An 18,207-nucleotide genomic window follows, 5' to 3' on the forward strand; every position below is an offset into this window, starting at 1 on the left:
TAATCTAATGAAAAAAATATTAAATTTCACGAGCAGTGATCTGCAAAAAATGGAAAAGCAAACTGCTGTACATCTAATAAATAGTTTAGGAGGCTTTAAAAGTGTAGCCTTAGTAGGAACTTCTGATTTGGAAGGAAACACTAATCTTTCCATTTTTAGTTCTTTTTTTCATATTGGCGCCAATCCTCCATTAATAGGAATGATTTTTCGACCAAGTCCGCCTGAGCGAGATACTATGCGAAATATTATTGATTCGGGTTTTTATACTATTAATCATATCAATGAAAATATTTACAGACAGTCACATCAGACATCGGCTCGATATAGTCGTGAAATCTCTGAGTTTGAAGCGGCTGGACTTAGTAAAGAGTATAAAAATAATTTTTTCGCTCCTTTTGTACTCGAAAGCAACGTACAGCTGGGGATTGAATTTAAAGAAAAAATAGACATTCAAATCAATAATACCACGATGGTTATCGGTGAAATAGTCCAAGTTTTCGTTCCAGAAGACTGCTTCTCTGAGGATGGTTTTGTCAACTTAGAAAAAGCAAATACTGTTACCTGTTCCGGTTTAGACAGTTATCATAAAACCATACAGTTAGACCGATTAAGCTATGCAAAACCTAATATGGAAATAACATCACTGATTAAAAATTAAATTTAATAATTATTTAATCATAATATTTCAATTACTTAAATGATGCTTTCATTTTTTTTGTAATTTTAACCTGCCGCTCCAAATTGATAATAATAACTCAAATCCAATAGATTATGGGAACATTTGTTATTACCAAAAAAACAGAAGCGAAATTTCAGGTGCAGCTCAAATCAAAAACAGGCAAGGTCCTGTTGTGTTCACAAGAATATTCATCTAAGATAAGCTGCAAAAAAGCAATTGAAAAATTCAGAGCCTATGCTCAGGACAAGAATAGCTTTCAAAAAAGGACAACTGTACAATGGGAACTCTATTTTTATCTTAAAACAGCTCAAGGCAAACCCATAGCCACAAGTATAAATTACAATACTTATCTCGCTCGCGAAAAAGCAATAAACACAGTAAAAAAAATTGCTCCAATTGCCGCTGTAGAAGATCACTGCTGAAGACTAAGATTTAATAACTCAAAGAATTAATTTTACAGGGTAATCTATGCTTTACGATTTCCCTATTAAATTTTGTATCATACCTTTAAAAATAAAGCCGTGAAAAGGCAAAACAGAATACCAGTATAATTTACCCAGAATTCCCTCGGGCTTGAAAGTAGCAGCTTGATATAGCGTATTGTTAATTATTTTAAACTCCAGCCAAGCTTCGCCTGGCATTTTCATCTCGGCATACAAAATCAATTTTCCTTCTTTTTTGTTGGCATACACTACACGCCAGAAATCTACTACATCGCCCGGATAAATTACTGTTTTGTGAGTCCTTCCCCTTCTAAGTCCCACGCCTCCAAAAATTTTATCAATAAGTCCTCTCAGACTCCAAAGCCAGTCTCCATAATACCATCCTGTCTCGCCACCTATAGACCAGATTTTTTCAATAGTATAATCCCTGTCTTTGATTACTCTTTTTCGCCTGTCTATAAAACAGTTTTTTTTAGGAACTTTAAGGTACTGCGTGACATTACCGATAAATCGGCCGCTGATCATAGAGTCTTTCCAGCTCGAAAGGATATCATCCTCCTCTATTTTCAATAAGGCTCTTTTTAGTGCCTGTTCATACGAGATCGGATTTACCTCTAGTAGAGAATTGATGCGATTATCACGGCATATCACTTCAACTTTCATACTGCTCACCAAGGCGGAAGCTAATTTAAATGATGTTGCCGTTACAAAGTAGAGCCAGTATGAAGACAATTTTGGTGTCATTACAGGTACAGTATAAATATACCTTTTAAGCTTTTTTGCCTTTGCAAATTCCAACAGCATTTCTTTATAGGTTAATATATCAGGTCCTCCTATATCAAAACTTTGATTGTAAGTTGCTGTATTAAAAAGTGATCTCGTCAGAAACTCTAAAACATCACTAATGGCAATAGGCTGGCATTTTGTATTGAGCCATTTTGGAGTAATCATTACAGGAAGTTTATCAACCAAATCCCTAATAATCTCAAATGAGGCACTTCCCGATCCTACTATAATTCCAGCTCTTAATGTAGTTGCTGGAATTAATCCGCTTTTTAAAATATTCTCTACTGCCTTTCGCGAAGACAAATGTTTGGATAATGAGCTGTCATTTACAATGCCGCTCAGGTAAATAATCTGTTTGGCGTTGGTATGGTTTAGATACAGCGTAAAATTGCGCGCAGCAATACTTTCAAGTTCATCATAATTTGAAGCAGCACCTGACATTGAATGGATAAGATAGTACGCAGCATCAATATCATTCGGAATATTTTGGAGTGTGTTTGAATCTAAAAAATCTACTTCAACAACCGTTATTTTACTTGCAAATTCTTCTTCATAGTAAAATCTTTTGGTGTCTCTTACACAGCAAACAACTTCATGGCCTTTGCCTAATAGCAAGGGCAAGAGCCGTTTGCCTATGTAACCTGTCGCACCTGTAAGAAGAATTTTCATGTTTTTATTTTTTATTATAATTTAAAACTCACCAAACCATAATCCATTTGAAAAACCTGTCCAGAAATCGAAGCAGCCTTTTCTGAAATAAGATAATCTGTGAGCTGTGCAACTTCATCTGCTTTCAAATAGTTTTTCATCGGATGGCGATCCCTCATGTTTTCTTTCATGCGGTCATTTCGCAAAATCGAAGCCGATAATGAAGTCTCAGTAATCGTTGGCGCAATAGCATTTATCCTTACTACGGGAGCCAGCTCAGCGCCAAGTGATTTTACTAACCCTTCAACCCCTGCCTTAGCCGTGGCGATACTGGCATGAAAAGGCATACCAAGCTTTGCTGCAACCGTACTAAACAACACAATAGAAGGATTGTCCCCTCTTTTTAAAACAGGCAGATATTTTTGAATAACACGCACAGCCCCAATTACATTAATTTCAAAATCATCCCTGAAGTCTGCTATGCTTAAACTTAAAATAGGTTTGAGATTAATAGATCCTGGGCAATAAATCAAGGTATCAATATCTTCAATATCAGGCAGTTCATCGTGAAGTACGTCTGCCTGAAAATTTATTAAGTTTGGATGGGAAATGTCCGGCACAGTCCTGCTTATATTATAAACAATTTGAGATTCGAGTTGCTGCAGCAGAATTGCACTTCCAATTCCTTTACTCCCGCCGATAATTAAAATCTTATTCATTTTTTTAAAATTTAATATTTTCATTATGCTCTCTCAATCTTCTTAGATTAAGATTCAGTAAGAAAATGAGATTTTCATTATTAAATTAGAACTGCTATATAAAGTAATTTCAAATTTGCAGTTATACATTGTTAAAGATACTAAAATGTTTAACTATTTTAAAAAAAACCTAAACAAAATAAAATCTAATTTATTACCTTAGCTAGGGATGGTTAGAAATATAACTTTAATAATCATTTCTAAATTTGGATTTTATATAATAGCATTTTTAAAACCACATTAAATTATGACACCAAATAATAATGATTTTTCGCCTATCGAACTCGACCGCATTATTGAAATGGCTTGGGAAGACCGAACCACTTTTGACGCTATAAAATTTCAGTTTAATTTAACTGAATCAGACGTTAGAAAGCTCATGAAAAAAGAATTAAAATTCAGCAGTTATAAACTATGGCGAAAAAGAGTTGAAAATTGCAGTACTAAACATAGAGAAAAACGCCTACAGACAATCGATCGCTTTAAATCAGATCAACAGCGTATGATATCTAACAACAAAATTTCGAAACGAAGAGGAAGATAATCAGTATATTATAAGAAAATTCCGGATTGGAATTGTGAAACACTTTACTAAACTAATGTAATGAAAGGATTTTAAAACAAAATAAATTCACCAACAAAACTAAATCAAAAAGCTATGTACCGAAATATGGGGCTCTTAAATGATATAGTGGACAATACACCCTTGCCCATTGCAGTGTACTCAGGAAATAATCTCAAAATAGAACTTGCAAATACATCTATGATCAAAACATGGGGAAAAGGCGATCAGGTCCTGGGAAAAAATTACCTCGATGTGCTGCCAGAACTTAAAAAAGAGGACTTTTTTGAACAGGCCACAACTGTAATGAAGTCCGGCATACCTTTTCATGGCAATAATAAAAGAGTAGATTTAATTATCGAAGGTGTTATGACCACCCATTATTTCAACTACAGCTTTATTCCGCTTAAAAATGCCGATGGAACTGTTTATGGCGTTATGAATACAGGTACAGATGTTACAGAGCTGCACTTGGCACAACAGCAGATAAAAAACTCAGAAGAAAGGCTGAGAATGGCAATCGATGCTTCTGGTCTTGGCACTTATGAAATAGACTTGGTTACAAAAAAAATAAAAACATCTGGTAATTTTAATTCAATATGGTCTGTGGAGGGCGAAATTTCTAATGAAGAAATCATTGCAAAGCTTCATCCTGATGACTTGCCCGTACGTGAGAAAGCTCATGAAGAAGCAGTCAAAACGGGAAAGATATGTTATGAAACACGCATTATAGATAATGATGATACCATAAAATGGGCTAAAATTAAGGGTGAAATTATCAAAGATGAAAACAATATTCCAACTACTATTATTGGAGTTGTTCAGGACATTAATGAACAGCGAAAATTCGAGGATGAACTAAAAAAACAGGTAGCCAGCAACACGGAAGAGCTAAGGAGATCTAATGATGATCTTTTGCATTTTGCCAATGTGGTGAGCCATGATCTGAGAGAACCTGTTCGAAAAATAAAAATTTTTAATACTCTTTTGCGCAATGAAAAAGACATTGATTTTAATGACAACTGCATCAAGTATTTAAATAAAATAGATCAGAGTACTCAAAGAATGCAAAATCTTATTGAAGGTATTCTCTCCTATTCGACTTTAAGTAAGAACACACAGCCGAATGAACTCATTAATCTTAATGAAATTATTGAAAATATAAAAATAGATCTTGAACTTATTATCAAAGAAAAAGGAGCCATATTCGTTGGTTGTGATCTTCCAGAAATAGAAGGAGTTCCTATTCTTATAAGCCAGCTTTTTTATAACCTGATGCAAAATGCATTGAAATTCTCTAAAGCTGAAGAGCCTCCCAGAGTAATAATTACCTGCTCTTCAACAACTATTGACGGTGCTGAAGCAGTACAGATTTCAATCAAAGATAATGGTATAGGTATGGATGCCGCTTTTGCAGAAAAAATATTTAATGCCTTTGAAAGACTGCATTCTAAAGATGAGTACGAAGGAAATGGTCTTGGACTTTCTCTATGCCGAAAAATTGCCAAACGCCATAATGGAACAATTACGGCCACTGGTGAAAAAGATAATGGAGCAGAATTCATAGTAACCTTGCCCTTAAAACAAGATAAGCTTCTTAACGAAGTGATTATTTAATATTCGAAAAGCAAAAGATAAAAGAGTACTACTTAGAGACATTCACATAGATTTTACCAGCATCTTATATAAAATCATAAAGACTGATAATTATATAATTAGAGCTTCTAATTGTATAATATTGAACCTTGTTTAAGTTTTAATTTTATACTTATAACATCAAGTATAAAATCATAAAAAAATATAATTATGGAAAACTTAATCAATCAGGAAAATCTTGAAGACATCAGAGAATTTATAGAAGACAAAATCAGTGATGTTCCCGGCGAACTTATATTGTTTGGAGCAGTCGGCGCTTTGCTTTTATCTTCTTATCTTAATAAAAATGGCCATAAGCAGGCTGGCTCTGTCATAGGAAAATTAACTATTCCGATCATTGGCATAGGAGTTGCAAAATACAAAGACCTTTTAAAATCAGAACTAGAAAATTTTCAGCAACAGTCAGCGAATGTGATAAACACAGCACTTGAGGCTTAATATTTTATTTGCATGAGATGCGGAGGAACTGTTTTTTGTAACATTTCGCGCATCTCTTGCTAATATTTAACTCATAAAATAATTTGTTATTATTTCTTTTTCTTAGCTTCAAATTGAGCTATGAAATCATTCAAAAGAGTAACTTGATCGTGAGTAATAAGACCTTCCTGCTCATAAGGTACAATTACGTCTATCACAAAATCATATTCATTGATATCTTTAATTTTTTTTCTCTTTAAGATTTTTACCATCTTATTTTCACGTTTGTAAGGTAAATTTTGAGATTTAATTTCTTTCCAAAATTCTTCTACACAATTTCCGTGACCTTCCTGAAAATATGTAAAGATAGAGTCAATATCATATTTTAGACTTTGCATTGTAGCAAATTTTGGTTGCGGATTTAAAAAATTATGTTTCCATTCTTTATATAAATCTATAAAATGAGTAATTTGTTTTTTTTCTTTACTAACGTAATGCTCTTTCCATCCTTGTGGAGGAAATTTTTGAAATACTGTTATTGCTATATCGGCGGCTTTGGCAAGATTTTCTGCTGCTATTTTATATTTTTCTGTCATAATTTATTTATCTCCAGCTCCGTAAAGTCTTTAGCCTCAATGTTGCTCAAATGTCTCTGACTTTGCGTCACTTTTACAAAATCAAATATATAAAAACGCAACAAGTTTCAGACTTAAACGTAAAACGAAATTTTTGTTTAAAAAAAAACATACCCATTTGGAGTATGCTTTAATTGATTTTGATTGCGTTCACAAGCGAGACGCTCGCGCTAACTGGGGATTCCCTTTAGAGCCATTAATATATTTTTTTACCTCTAATTTCTCTATCTGCTTGTATAATGTTTAAACCAACCTGCATCTTTTAAATACCTTATTTTATATAGATTGAATGAAGAATACAAAATATAGAATACTACTATGTTCATAATTATTAATAGAGAAACTATAATAGAATGGTATAGAAAATATTTAAAAAATAATTTCCTGAAAATGATTTCATATAAAAATAAAATAAATAAAGAAATAGATAAAAAATGTTTTTTTCTATTAAAAACAAAAAAGCAGTTTATAAAAAAATAAACAATTGGTAAAAATATACAAGATATATATGCAAGTACATCTTGAAATACATATGAAAAAATATGTTTAATATGGGTGTCAATATACTCAACAATTATTTTTTGGATGTATAGATTTGTAAATAAAATAGTAAACGATTCAATTAAAATAATAATCACTCTTAATATGGCTTTCATTTAAATGTAATTTTGTAAAAATTGTCTGTTTTTTCTATAAGTTTAAATTCTTTCTTATAATAAGTTTTTGCATAAAGGCAGACCAAATCTTTTGCTGTTTTTGCCCTCGCTAGCGGGGAGCAATTGTGTAAATTCCCTTTTAATTATGACATCCTGCGCAATATTTTATTTTTGGTTATAATCCAATGTAAAATTATTTTCTACTAATTGTTCTATTTTTAAATCAATCCGTTTATCAATGAGGTTATTATTCAAAACTTCATTCCAATCTTTTTTAGCGATATAAGCAGAATCAAAAACATAAATATAAAGCTGTTTTTCAGTACTCATTATGTCTTCGACACATGTTGGTCGACCACCACCAATAAAACGAATTTCTCCAATCTTTATATTTCCATTACCCGCAAATGCAGGAATAGGCTCAAAGTATGGATCTGTACGAAAGTCTCCTTCTGGCATAACCGAATCTGAAACACTATAAACATATAAAACTTTATTTGTATTATTTTTAAATTTAATTTTATAATGACAGTTATCAGTATCTTTTGGTTCCTGACAACTAATTATCAGATTAAATATCGATATTAACAATACGGTTTTTTTCATATTTATTTATAATTATCATTGCTTCATGAAATCTTGATCTTCATTATAATATCAAATATATAAAAAGACTGCAAGTTTCAGACTTAAACGTAAAACGAAATTTTTGTTTAAAAAAAACATACCCATTTGGAGTATGCTAATTGATTTTAATTGCGTTCACGAGCGAGACGCTCGCGCTAGCGAGGGAAAAAAATATGGTCTTTAAAATGGTCGATACTTTTTTAACTCAAAAGAAATTCAAAGACTTCTTTGCTAAAAATATAGCTTCGCTTTAAAACAGGAAAACCCGAGCATTTGCTCGGGTTTTCCTGTTTTAAATTCATCAAGATATTTACCTATTTTCAAGAGATATAACTTCTATATTTACCTCTTGACCATCTTTTAGCTCTCCTTTCGAAAATTCTGTTGATCCATAGATGTTTTTTCCACCAAGTATAAAGTGGTATTCTTCATTTTTATCAAGTTTAACTCTAACCGAACCTGTAGAATCTGTAGTATATTCTGCTACTTTAACATACTTTCGCGTTGGAATGCCGAATTCTGCTACTCTAACATCAATAGTGTCAAACATATTAACTCTCTTTTGTTTTGTTTTATTATCAACTGAATTTATTATTATAGTAATTTGGCTTTCTAAGTCACTCTTCCCTTTGCAACTTGAAATTAATATAGCTACTAGTAAGACACATAATACTATACTCATTTTAAGGATTTTTGATTGCATATCTTGTTATATTTAAATGACTCATTAATACCCCCGCTCCGCGAAGTCTTCAGTTTCATTGCTGCGCAAATGTCTCTGACTTTGCGCCACTTTTACAAAATCAAATATATAAAAACGCAACAAAGCATCTGACTTTAAACTCAAATAAAAGTTACGTTGCTATTACATTGTTTGCCATTTCTAAAAAGAAAAAAAATGCGCAAAGTCAGAGACATTTGCGCAACTTTTCAGAAGGAACTCTTTGCGGAGCTGGGGTTTCCCGCTCGTGAAAGTAATCAATATCAATTTATGTCAATTTCTAAAACAGTTTGATCATCCTCTCCACAGTTTCTCGCTGAACTATATTTCCAATCTGCCGGATTCATTACAAACCTGTTTCTATCGGACTGCTAACATATATTTTTTGTTTTTAAAAAGTAAAAACTATCCTTTTGAAGAATGGGTTACTTTTATTTTAATTGTGTTCATGAGCGAGACGCTCGCGCCACCGGGGAGAAATACCAATATATCATCAATAGCAACTTTGTTTTACAAATTATTTAATAGTTATAAAATGTAAAAGGAATTAAACCATTAGGCTGTTGTATATAGTAAATTTTATATTTGTTTTTTATTTTTCGACTAATAGTCAAACTTTCTGAATATTGATCTTTAAATATTTTATCTCCAACGGAAATTCCTAATTTGTCAAATTCATTAAATCTATAGTTTGTAAAAAAATATTTATTATTAAAACTGTCATAAAATATTAAATCTCCCTTAACATTTTCGTCGATATTAGTTATGATAAAATCATACTTTTTACAATACTCATGACGTGATTTTATAAATACATTTATAAAAATAAATCCAACAATAGCTATTAGAAAAATTACTAAAAAAAATATCCATTTTTTCATATTTAAAATCGTTTTTTAGTTCCAAATGAAGGTGTTGAAAAAGAAACTCCTCCATAAACTCCAGCACCTGGCGTACGAAATCCAACCGAAGCTCCCCCTGCTCCGTGAAGTCTTCAGCCTCAATACTGCGCAAATGTCTCTGACTTTTCGTCACTTTTACAGAATCAAATATATAAAAACACAACAAAGTATCTGATTTTAAACTCAAATAAGTTACGTTGCTATTACATTGTTTGCAATTTCTAAAAAGAAAAAAAAAGCGCAAAGTCAGAGGCATTTGCGCAACTTTTCAGAAGGAACTCTTTGCGGAGCTGTGACATAACGCAGCTTTTATAATGAGGACTTCTAATAACATAAGCTATCTTAAAATTAATGCTACTTTATTGGATATAATTTCTTTTTCATACAATTCATAACCCATTTGCATTAAAGAATCTTTAACTTCCATTGGTAATTTTTGTCTTAGATATTCATCAGGCTTCACATTCATTAAAAAGCAAAAATATTTTCTATCAATTTTCATTTTTTGGATTTGATATCCATACCAGCAGTTTTCATTAATGTCAGTTCTTAATTTAAATGGGATACTAAAATATACCTTATGGTTTGATTTTATTTTTAAAATATTTTTTGATTTTACATGATTTTTATATTCCAAATTATTATAGCATTGATAATCTTTAAATTCTAAGTCAATAACATTATTATAATTATCCTTAATACCAATATTTGCTAATTGTAAAAATTCGGAAGCATTGAAAGGCGCAAGCTTATTATAGAAACTAGTTGTGTCTAGGAGTAGATAATAATCTTTTTTACTATTATTTACTAATTCAACATCTATATTACTACCATTAGTGATAGATTTATTTACAATTCTAAATTCTAATTCTTCTTTTTTGATTACTTCATTACTAATGCACAAAAACAAAATAATAAAAATTAATACATATTTCATATTTTACAATTTAAGATTCTAATAAGTGTTGGCTCATGTAAATTTCCCAATCATGCGCTTTAGTTTCGGACAGCGACCAAGCCCCCACGCTCGGCGAAGTCTTCAGTTTCATTGCTGCGCAAATGTCTCTGACTTAGCGTCACTTTTACAAAATCAAATATATAAAAACGCAACAAAGCATCTGACTTTAAACTCAAATAAAAGTTACGTTGCTATTACATTGTTTGCAATTTCTAAAAAGAAAAAAAATGTCCAAAGTCAGAGACATTTGCACAGCTTTTTTCAGAAGGAACTCTTTGCGGAGCGGGGTGTCGGATTTAAAACATTATGTTTCCATCCTTTATATAAATCTATAAAAGTAAAAGGCATGAGTATAATACTCATCCCTTTAAGCTAACTTTATTCAATAAACACTGATTATCAATGTCTTTTCATTTCAAAAAATAAAAACCACACAATTGATACATTACCCTTCATTATTTTGTAAATTATCTATAAATTTTTTTTTTATTGGTTTTATACCACTTCCCAAAATTTTTGTAGTTTCCATAAAATTGATTAATTCAATGATGGATCTTTCAAATTTTATAGATTGAAGTTTATCTTCTATATAAACTTCCCAAACTGCTCCAGATCCGCCCCACATATCAATTCCATTGATGTTTTTCCTAAACTCATCTAGATGCTTAAATTGAATTAAATCAATTAAATTTAAAATAATATTGGCTTGTGCACTAAGTTTCTCATCGCTTAGTACATCTAATATTTTGCTTAAAATTCTTATATAATTTTGCAAATCACAATCTGATAACTTTAATGTTTTTTGTTTATTTTTAAAAAAATTGAACATAATTAGAATGGTTTTTTGAGTTTCGGTTTCATAGTATTAGTTTAATTATAATATCTTTAATAAAGTTCCAGTGACAATCCACCAGTATTGCCATCTAATGGAGCAGCCAACCATCTTCCAATATTAATATCTCTCAATTGGATTGTTTCTTTTAATAAATATTCCCCGCTCCGCAAAGTCTTCAGTTTCAGCGTTGCGCAAATGTCTCTGACTTTGCTTCACTTTTACAAAATCAAATATATAAAAACGCAACAAAGTATCTGATTTTAAACTCAAATAAAAGTTACGTTGTTATTACATTGTTTACAATTTCTAAAAAGAAAAAAAATGTCCAAAGTCAAAGACATTTGCACAGCTTTTTTCAGAAGGAACTCTTTGAGGAGCGGGGTTTTATAAACTATTTTTTTGATTGCAATAAGAGTATGATTTTTTCCTTATTCTTGATTTTAATTCCCTCTGCTTCCAGTAATCTGAAATCTTCTAGAAACTCAGTTTTAAAAGTTGAATCAGGTCCGTCAAAAGGTTCATCTTTAAGTTTTGTATAGAGTACTTTGGCTTCCTCATATCGCCCTTTTAATAAAAGAAAAAGTGGCATATTAGAATACGGATATTTAGAAGTCGGGTCATACTTGATGCTTTGTTTTAAATAATACTCAACATCATTAAGTTTTTGAGTTAAGATACTATACCAGGCAAGACTATTATAATGATGTCCCATTTGTATTTTTACCAAACTGTCCGGGGTACTTTTATAGTAAGCAGAATCCAATGCTGTCAAATCAAGATAGTGAGCGCGCAAATCTCCATTTGATTTCAATGATGAAATACCGGATTTTAAAAAATAGTTTCGGTATTCTTTAACCCGATTTGTATCTGAAAGAAAAAGAAGATGCGTCTTTGTATCAAAAGTATATTTATATGATAGTAAACTAATTTTATACCTATAAGAAACTTCATTCGTTGATTTTAATATATTAGATACTAAAGAATCAGCTCTTCTCCTATCTTTTTCCTGCAGATAATATTCGTAAAAGTTTAGCACAATATCCGGACTTTTCCCTTTGATGAGATTAGCTGTGTTTTTCTTTTTTAAATTAAACCAATCGCGTAAAGTATCTAATGTTTCTGAGTGACTATTTTCATAGTTCGCTTGTAACTTTACTTTTGCCTGAGATTTCGAAATACTTAGCAGTATCACGAAAAATAATATTGTTGTTAATTTCATTTAAATGAATGTATTATAGTTTTTAAAAAAGTTCAGTCAATAAATGATAAGCGAGTTGCCTAAAACACAACTCGAATTCATTTAAATTAACTGAAAAATTGAATTGATATACTCCAGCAATTTTGCTGCTAATTTGACAAACTTATGGCTGTCAATTTTTGTTTTAACCTATTTTAGGTTTTAGAAAAAGAGAAGAGAAACCCGAAGAAATAAAAGTTTCGGGAGTATTGAATTTTTGATTTTTATCAGAAAAATCAAAGTCGTTGATTTTTAAAACACTTTGAGCAAACACTAAAAAAATAGCAGATGAAGCTGTGCAAATACATTTAGAATGTTTGCAATTGCCGTCACAAGAATGGTGCTTCTCTTTTTCGCAATGACCATTAGCATCGCAACAATTTTTTTTATCTTTATTTAATGTAATTTCTGTAGTAGCATGATTTTTTTTCGGTGTATTTCCACACGCAAAAGCATAGCCCGGCGTCAGGAAAAAGCCAAGCATTAGAAGTACAAAAAAGTAAAAACTCTTCATAAATAGAATTGAGATACAGTAAAAATAACAATTTACTTATTTAGTTATTACTTTATTGTATTATATTTTAGATCAAGCAATTATATATTATCAGAATAAATTCAAAACAGGTATTTATAGTTTTCAACTAATTTTGTTTTTCAAAACTTTATTTCTTGCTAATGTTATTATAGTTATTTTCCTTTTAATAGTATATCTGACTTTGCGCCACTTTTACAACAAAATTAACGGATTTCTAATCCCTCAAAATATCCTCGACAATACGCAACGAAGCCGCTTCGCAAAAATCAAGGCCTGAATAATCCGGATTAAGTCCGCCAATGTAAGGCACTGCCATAATATAAAGGTTTTTATTATAAGCGCCGTATTGATCGATAATCTGAAAATTGTCATTAATTGCTATTCCAGAAACATTCATAAAATAATCTCCGTGTGCATCTTTCTGAATGGTTTCTTGATCTTGCGTAAATGCTTCATGTCCAGCTTGTGTCGATTTAAACTTTAGGCGGGCGGGACTAATTGCTTTTTGGGAAAGCAGACTCTTAAAAGGAAAATCATTATAAGATAAATGTGGCTGTCCCACACAATCAATAAATGTTTTGTAATAAACAGATTGACTTTTATTATTGCTGTCAGTGAAATTATATAGAATACCTCCTTTATTTTGAGGTTCAACTGTACTGTCAGCACCAACCGGAACAAGATCCAGAACACCGGCCTGATGAAGTGCAAGCAATTCTTCGCAAGATTTCTGCGGAACAAATGCAATTACAATCGAAATTAGAGGCATTAGAACTTTTTGAAGGCGCTGCATATCTTCTGCAGATAAATATTTAGCAGGATGGTTCATCGCAAAACTGAGAACGGCCAGCATTTCTTTCCAATAAACTGACTCGTGTCTTTTGATTGATTTCTCTGCCTGAACATATTCAGCCTTTAAAAGTTGAAACGGATCTAGATTTTCACGCAGTTCCATCATTTCTGCCACAAAATCCTCAATTGAGAGGTCTTTAATACGCTGATAAAAATCAGGATCTCGATCTCTAAAAATATCTTTAAAGTCTTTTTCAAAAATAAAATCAAGCGATAAGAATCCTTTATTATTTTTTCTGTGATTTTCTATTTCTTCCTGAGTCAAAAGAGATTTATTCGAAAGATGAGAATCTTCTAAATGAAAACGCACCGCAGGAAGCATACCACTTCTAGAATGCATCATAATTTTAAATGCACGACTTTCAGGAAGTAATTGAAAAGAAAGATTGCCATCAGTTCCTTTTTCAAATGACCCGTTATGTCTTGCAAGTGTTCTAATAGCATCAATTGCAGTTAAAGAAGATCCTTTTACCGCGATAGCGTGATTTAGTTTTTGCACCAATTTTTGAGGCGGATATGGAGCATCATAATAGCCTGGTATTTTGCCTTCGTGACGTATTGGCCATTTGTGTCCCGTGCAGATAATGGCAAAGTCAAATTCTTCGCTATCTCCATTTAATATTTCAACCGTTACAGTTTTATCTTCCAAATTATAACTGATATCTGTAACTGTGCTCTGGAAATGAGTTCTTGTAATAATTCCTAATTCTGATGCCTTTTTGCGCAGTATTTCAAATTGAGCCGAAAGATATTGGCCAAAAAGCAATCTTGGCACTACTTTATATTCGTTAAATTTATTTGGGTCGATTTTAAATCGCTCTAATAATGCAGCTGGCGCCGTGTGAATCCAATCTGACATTGGAGTTACAATATTAGGAACTTCATTATCCGATACATTTGTTATATGTTCATCATTTGCACCTTCACTGCTGTAAGGCATTCCCGAGCCAAGCTCTGCTTTTCTCTCAAAAATATCAATCTCAAAATCATTGGTTCCAGATTCAATCAGCCTTTTATAAACAAAAAGACCGCTCGGACCACCTCCTAAAATTGCAATACGTTTTTTATTTTTGATATCCATTCGATTTAAATATTGAATATTATTTATCTTTTAGTTAAAGAATAATAGTATTATTTGAGACAATAATCTACTTTGCAGAGGCTGATAACAGAGATATAAAAAATATAAATTACATCGCTATTCAAAAATATGCCTATAAGGTGCCATACTGCATTTACAAATATCAAATACGCTGTCTAATTTTTGTTATATGATTTAATGCAGAAATTATAAAATTTAAGAGATAAGCCAAAACCCAATTTATGTTTTAAAGCTATGATGATATTTACACTAGTGTTTTTGCTTCTTAAAAATTAAACCAAAGCATTTTATAATAAAAAAAAAGCAACAGTATAATGGCTGTTGCTTTTTCTATATAAAATTTTAAAAATAATTACAAATATTTACTTTTAAAAACGGTCATTTTTTCTCTTGTCATATCATTTATTGTATAGGAGATGCCACCCATTCCTAAGCCAGAAGCATCTCTTCCTCCAAAGGGCATCCAATCGACTCTAAATGCAGTATTGTCGTTAATCATAACAGCAGTGGCGTTTAATTTTTTTGAAACCTCTAAAGCGATATCAACATTTTTTGTAAAAACAGCGGCTTGAAAATGAACATCTAAAGCGTTTGCTCTTTTTATTGCTTCTTCTCTATCTGTAAAAGAATAAATACATACAACAGGGCCAAAAATCTCATTCGTTGATACTTTAGCATCTTCTGATGGATTAAGCAAAACTGTTGGCTGAAAACACGTATCAGAAATTCTTTTTCCGCCTGTAACTAATTTAGCGCCACTTTCTATCGCTTCATTCACCCATTCTTCAACTCGGTTAACTTCTTTTGTCGTAATAAGCGAACCGACATCTGTTGTTTTATCAAACGGATTTCCAACAATTAATTTGCTGGTTGCTTCAGAAAATTGTTCAACAAACTGATCACAAATTTCCTGATTTACATAAATCTTCTGAACAGAAACACAAACTTGGCCTGCGTGATAAAAACCTCCTTTTACCAAATCTGGAATCATCTCACTAAAAGCAGCATCACTTTCAACAATAACCGGTGCTGCACCGCCATGTTCGAGCGCACATCTTGTTCCCGCAGGTAATTTGCTTTTTAAAGACCAGCCTACTTTTGCTGAACCTATGAAAGTTAAAAAATGAACTCTAGAATCTGTAACTAGCAATTCTGCCGTTTCATTATCACATAATACCACTTGCACCCAACCGTCTGGCAAACCGGCTTCTTTTAAAATACCTGCGAGTGCAAGACCTGATAATGGTGTATTGCTTGATGGTTTAAAAATAACAGGACAGCCGGCGGCAACAGCAGTTGCGATTTGATGCACCGCTAAATTTAACGGATGATTGAAAGCACTGACTGCAGCAACAACACCAATAGGTTCTTTTGTCGTAAAAGCAATTCTGTTTAAAGAAGCTTCTGTAAGTCCCATAGGAATCTGTTCGCCTTTAATTTGCGATATATGTTCGGCTGCTAACTTTACACCTTTAACAGCTCTTATTATTTCTGCTTTTGAATCTTTATATGGTTTTCCGCCTTCACTAATGGCTAAGTGTATTAATTCCTCACTCCTTTCATTCATTATTGAGGCTGCTTTTTCGAGAATCTCTATTCTTTTATAAGCCGGAAGCCAATTCGATTGATCGTTAAATAACTTTTGAGCAGTTTGCAAAGCATTTTCAATATCATCTTTATTGACCAACGGAAGTTCTTTTACAAGACTTTGATCGTAGGGGAATATTATTTTTGTGGTATTTTCCATAAATATTTTTTTTAATATATAAGCTTAAAACCATGTTTCAATTGTAACGAAATTCATTTAAACATGATTTGTTTTTTAAATTTAATCAAATTATCGATGATTACAATGCCAAATAACACAATATTAAACTTTGACAGCTTTTACAAATAAGTTACGGGAGTAGTTAAAATAATTTCTCTTTTTTCTAATAAAGGAACAATTTTTCCTAAAACTAAATCTTGAAAATGAGATGAATTTCGATGTTCTTCTATCGCAGATTCACTACTATACCCTTCAAATAAAACGATTGTATGTAGATCCGAATTGCCTTGATGAATTTCATAAAACAGATTGCCACTTTCTTTAACACTTTCTTCTTGTACTTTTTCGAGCAGATTTAAAACATTTTCAATCTGGCCTTCTATAACTTTCCATGTTGCAAAAACATGAATTGGTTTTTGATTTTTCATTTTTGATTTTTTATAATTATTTTTCAATTTTAATCATGAATAATATTGACCTTCATTCAGATTTTGAAGAAGGTCAATACAATTTAATATTATTTCTTAGCAGATTCTAAGATAACAATCATTTTTTCAGCAACTCCTTTTGCAGAAGCAGGGTTTTGACCGGTAACTAAATTGCCATCTGCAATACTGTGCGCTGACCATACTGCAGCTGCGTGGAATTTTGCACCCTGTTTTGTTAATGCAGTTTCAAGCAGGAAAGGCACATCTGCGATAGCGTAACCTCTCTCTTCTTCATCTGTAAAAGAAGTAATATTTTTACCATTTACTAAATAAGATCCGTTGCTTAATTTTACATTTAATAAGGATACAGGACCGTGACAGACCGCTCCTACAACAGCATTTCTTTCATACGTTTCTTTAATTACTTTTTTAAGAAGCTGATTTTCGGGCATATCCACCATTGGCGCTAATCCTCCAGGAACAAAAACGGCATCGTATTTACTCACATCAACATCTGAAAGTTTAACGGCTTTCTGCATACTTTCCCAACCTTTGCCTGTTAAAAAAGCAAGATTGTCAGGATCATTTGCCAAATTAAGGGCATCTAAATACGGAGTATTTCCTGTTAAGCTAGCAAAATCAATCTGGTAATTTGCTTTTTCAAATTCTGCATAAGGATGCGCTACTTCTGGAAGAAAAGTTCCTGTTCTTCTGTTGTTTGGTCCAATAGCATTGGCATTAGACACAATAATTAAAATTTTCTTGTTCATTTTTGTTTCGTTTTTAAGGTTTGTTTTTTGTTTTACTAATGTGTTATCTTTTTGATTTTGGGCATGAGAAGAAAAAAAGGCAAAAGCCATTGCCACGATAATAAGTTTTTTCATTTCTATAAATTTTAAAGGTTGTTAATGAATTATTTATAGGGCAAATTTATGCCAGCTCTACTCCTCAATACGAGGAGAAAAGTCACAAAAAAAGTGTGATGAAAATCACACTTTGAAA

General features: G+C 31.9%; 19 protein-coding genes. 5 read left to right on the forward strand and 14 right to left on the reverse strand.

What is annotated here, in order from left to right:
* The first annotated feature begins 7 nt into the window (after window positions 1-7).
* Both IRZ83_RS13355 and IRZ83_RS13360 read left to right on the forward strand, forming a co-directional pair.
* Entirely contained in the window at window positions 8-658 is a 651-nt protein-coding gene (locus tag IRZ83_RS13355; protein WP_194569433.1) for a flavin reductase family protein, read from the forward strand.
* Window positions 659-771: 113 nt separating this feature from the next.
* Window positions 772-1,101, forward strand: coding sequence for a YegP family protein (locus IRZ83_RS13360; protein ID WP_029272440.1), 330 nt, complete (start codon window positions 772-774; stop codon window positions 1,099-1,101).
* 51 nt (window positions 1,102-1,152) lie between these two features.
* Here IRZ83_RS13360 and IRZ83_RS13365 read toward each other — a convergent pair whose 3' ends face one another.
* Together IRZ83_RS13365 and IRZ83_RS13370 are read right to left on the reverse strand one after the other, a co-directional pair.
* Entirely contained in the window at window positions 1,153-2,577 is a 1,425-nt protein-coding gene (locus IRZ83_RS13365) for an SDR family oxidoreductase (RefSeq protein WP_194569435.1), read from the reverse strand.
* Between the two features lie 14 nt (window positions 2,578-2,591).
* The gene (locus IRZ83_RS13370; RefSeq protein ID WP_194569437.1) at window positions 2,592-3,275 is read right to left on the reverse strand and encodes an SDR family NAD(P)-dependent oxidoreductase; all 684 of its coding nucleotides are present in this window, start codon (window positions 3,273-3,275) and stop codon (window positions 2,592-2,594) included.
* A 286-nt stretch (window positions 3,276-3,561) separates the two neighbouring features.
* On the opposite strand from IRZ83_RS13370, the gene IRZ83_RS13375 reads away from it, so the two are divergent.
* The 3 genes from IRZ83_RS13375 to IRZ83_RS13385 all read left to right on the forward strand — a co-directional run bounded on the left by IRZ83_RS13375 (window position 3,562) and on the right by IRZ83_RS13385 (window position 5,970).
* Window positions 3,562-3,858 carry a TIGR03643 family protein gene (locus IRZ83_RS13375; protein WP_029272443.1) on the forward strand — a complete coding sequence of 99 codons (297 nt, stop codon included), beginning with the start codon at window positions 3,562-3,564 and terminating at the stop codon, window positions 3,856-3,858.
* Between the two features lie 114 nt (window positions 3,859-3,972).
* Complete coding sequence (locus IRZ83_RS13380) at window positions 3,973-5,493, forward strand: ATP-binding protein (RefSeq protein ID WP_194569440.1); 1,521 nt, start codon at window positions 3,973-3,975, stop codon at window positions 5,491-5,493.
* A 189-nt stretch (window positions 5,494-5,682) separates the two neighbouring features.
* A complete protein-coding gene (locus IRZ83_RS13385) occupies window positions 5,683-5,970 on the forward strand; it encodes a hypothetical protein (protein ID WP_194569442.1) in 288 nt (95 codons plus the stop codon).
* An 89-nt stretch (window positions 5,971-6,059) separates the two neighbouring features.
* Here the strand turns inward: IRZ83_RS13385 and IRZ83_RS13390 are convergent, their stop codons facing one another.
* The 12 genes from IRZ83_RS13390 to IRZ83_RS13445 all read right to left on the reverse strand — a co-directional run bounded on the left by IRZ83_RS13390 (window position 6,060) and on the right by IRZ83_RS13445 (window position 18,089).
* Window positions 6,060-6,545, reverse strand: coding sequence for a hypothetical protein (locus IRZ83_RS13390; RefSeq protein WP_194569444.1), 486 nt, complete (start codon window positions 6,543-6,545; stop codon window positions 6,060-6,062).
* A gap of 860 nt (window positions 6,546-7,405) precedes the next feature.
* Window positions 7,406-7,846: a hypothetical protein gene (locus IRZ83_RS13395; RefSeq protein ID WP_194569446.1), complete on the reverse strand. Its 441-nt coding sequence runs from the start codon at window positions 7,844-7,846 to the stop codon at window positions 7,406-7,408.
* A gap of 331 nt (window positions 7,847-8,177) precedes the next feature.
* Entirely contained in the window at window positions 8,178-8,549 is a 372-nt protein-coding gene (locus tag IRZ83_RS13400) for a hypothetical protein (protein ID WP_194569448.1), read from the reverse strand.
* Window positions 8,550-9,109: 560 nt separating this feature from the next.
* Window positions 9,110-9,469: a hypothetical protein gene (locus IRZ83_RS13405; RefSeq protein WP_194569450.1), complete on the reverse strand. Its 360-nt coding sequence runs from the start codon at window positions 9,467-9,469 to the stop codon at window positions 9,110-9,112.
* Window positions 9,470-9,827: 358 nt separating this feature from the next.
* Window positions 9,828-10,427, reverse strand: a complete 600-nt coding sequence (locus IRZ83_RS13410) for a hypothetical protein (RefSeq protein ID WP_194569452.1) — start codon at window positions 10,425-10,427, stop codon at window positions 9,828-9,830.
* Window positions 10,428-10,893: 466 nt separating this feature from the next.
* A complete protein-coding gene (locus tag IRZ83_RS13415) occupies window positions 10,894-11,277 on the reverse strand; it encodes a hypothetical protein (protein WP_194569454.1) in 384 nt (127 codons plus the stop codon).
* A 397-nt stretch (window positions 11,278-11,674) separates the two neighbouring features.
* Window positions 11,675-12,502 (reverse strand): tetratricopeptide repeat protein, encoded by an 828-nt coding sequence (locus IRZ83_RS13420; RefSeq protein ID WP_194569456.1) that lies wholly within the window; start codon window positions 12,500-12,502, stop codon window positions 11,675-11,677.
* Between the two features lie 163 nt (window positions 12,503-12,665).
* On the reverse strand, window positions 12,666-13,034 hold the full coding sequence (locus tag IRZ83_RS13425; protein ID WP_194569458.1) for a hypothetical protein: 369 nt from the start codon (window positions 13,032-13,034) through the stop codon (window positions 12,666-12,668).
* A gap of 235 nt (window positions 13,035-13,269) precedes the next feature.
* The gene (locus IRZ83_RS13430) at window positions 13,270-14,988 is read right to left on the reverse strand and encodes an FAD/NAD(P)-binding protein (protein WP_194569460.1); all 1,719 of its coding nucleotides are present in this window, start codon (window positions 14,986-14,988) and stop codon (window positions 13,270-13,272) included.
* Between the two features lie 373 nt (window positions 14,989-15,361).
* A complete protein-coding gene (locus IRZ83_RS13435) occupies window positions 15,362-16,756 on the reverse strand; it encodes an aldehyde dehydrogenase family protein (RefSeq protein ID WP_194569462.1) in 1,395 nt (464 codons plus the stop codon).
* 140 nt (window positions 16,757-16,896) lie between these two features.
* Complete coding sequence (locus IRZ83_RS13440; protein WP_194569464.1) at window positions 16,897-17,205, reverse strand: putative quinol monooxygenase; 309 nt, start codon at window positions 17,203-17,205, stop codon at window positions 16,897-16,899.
* A gap of 89 nt (window positions 17,206-17,294) precedes the next feature.
* A complete protein-coding gene (locus IRZ83_RS13445; protein WP_228520696.1) occupies window positions 17,295-18,089 on the reverse strand; it encodes a type 1 glutamine amidotransferase domain-containing protein in 795 nt (264 codons plus the stop codon).
* Window positions 18,090-18,207 lie beyond the last annotated feature (118 nt).

Origin of the sequence: Flavobacterium sp. JLP, assembly GCF_015350755.1 — a bacterium.
In the GTDB taxonomy this organism is placed as follows: Bacteria; Bacteroidota; Bacteroidia; order Flavobacteriales; family Flavobacteriaceae; genus Flavobacterium.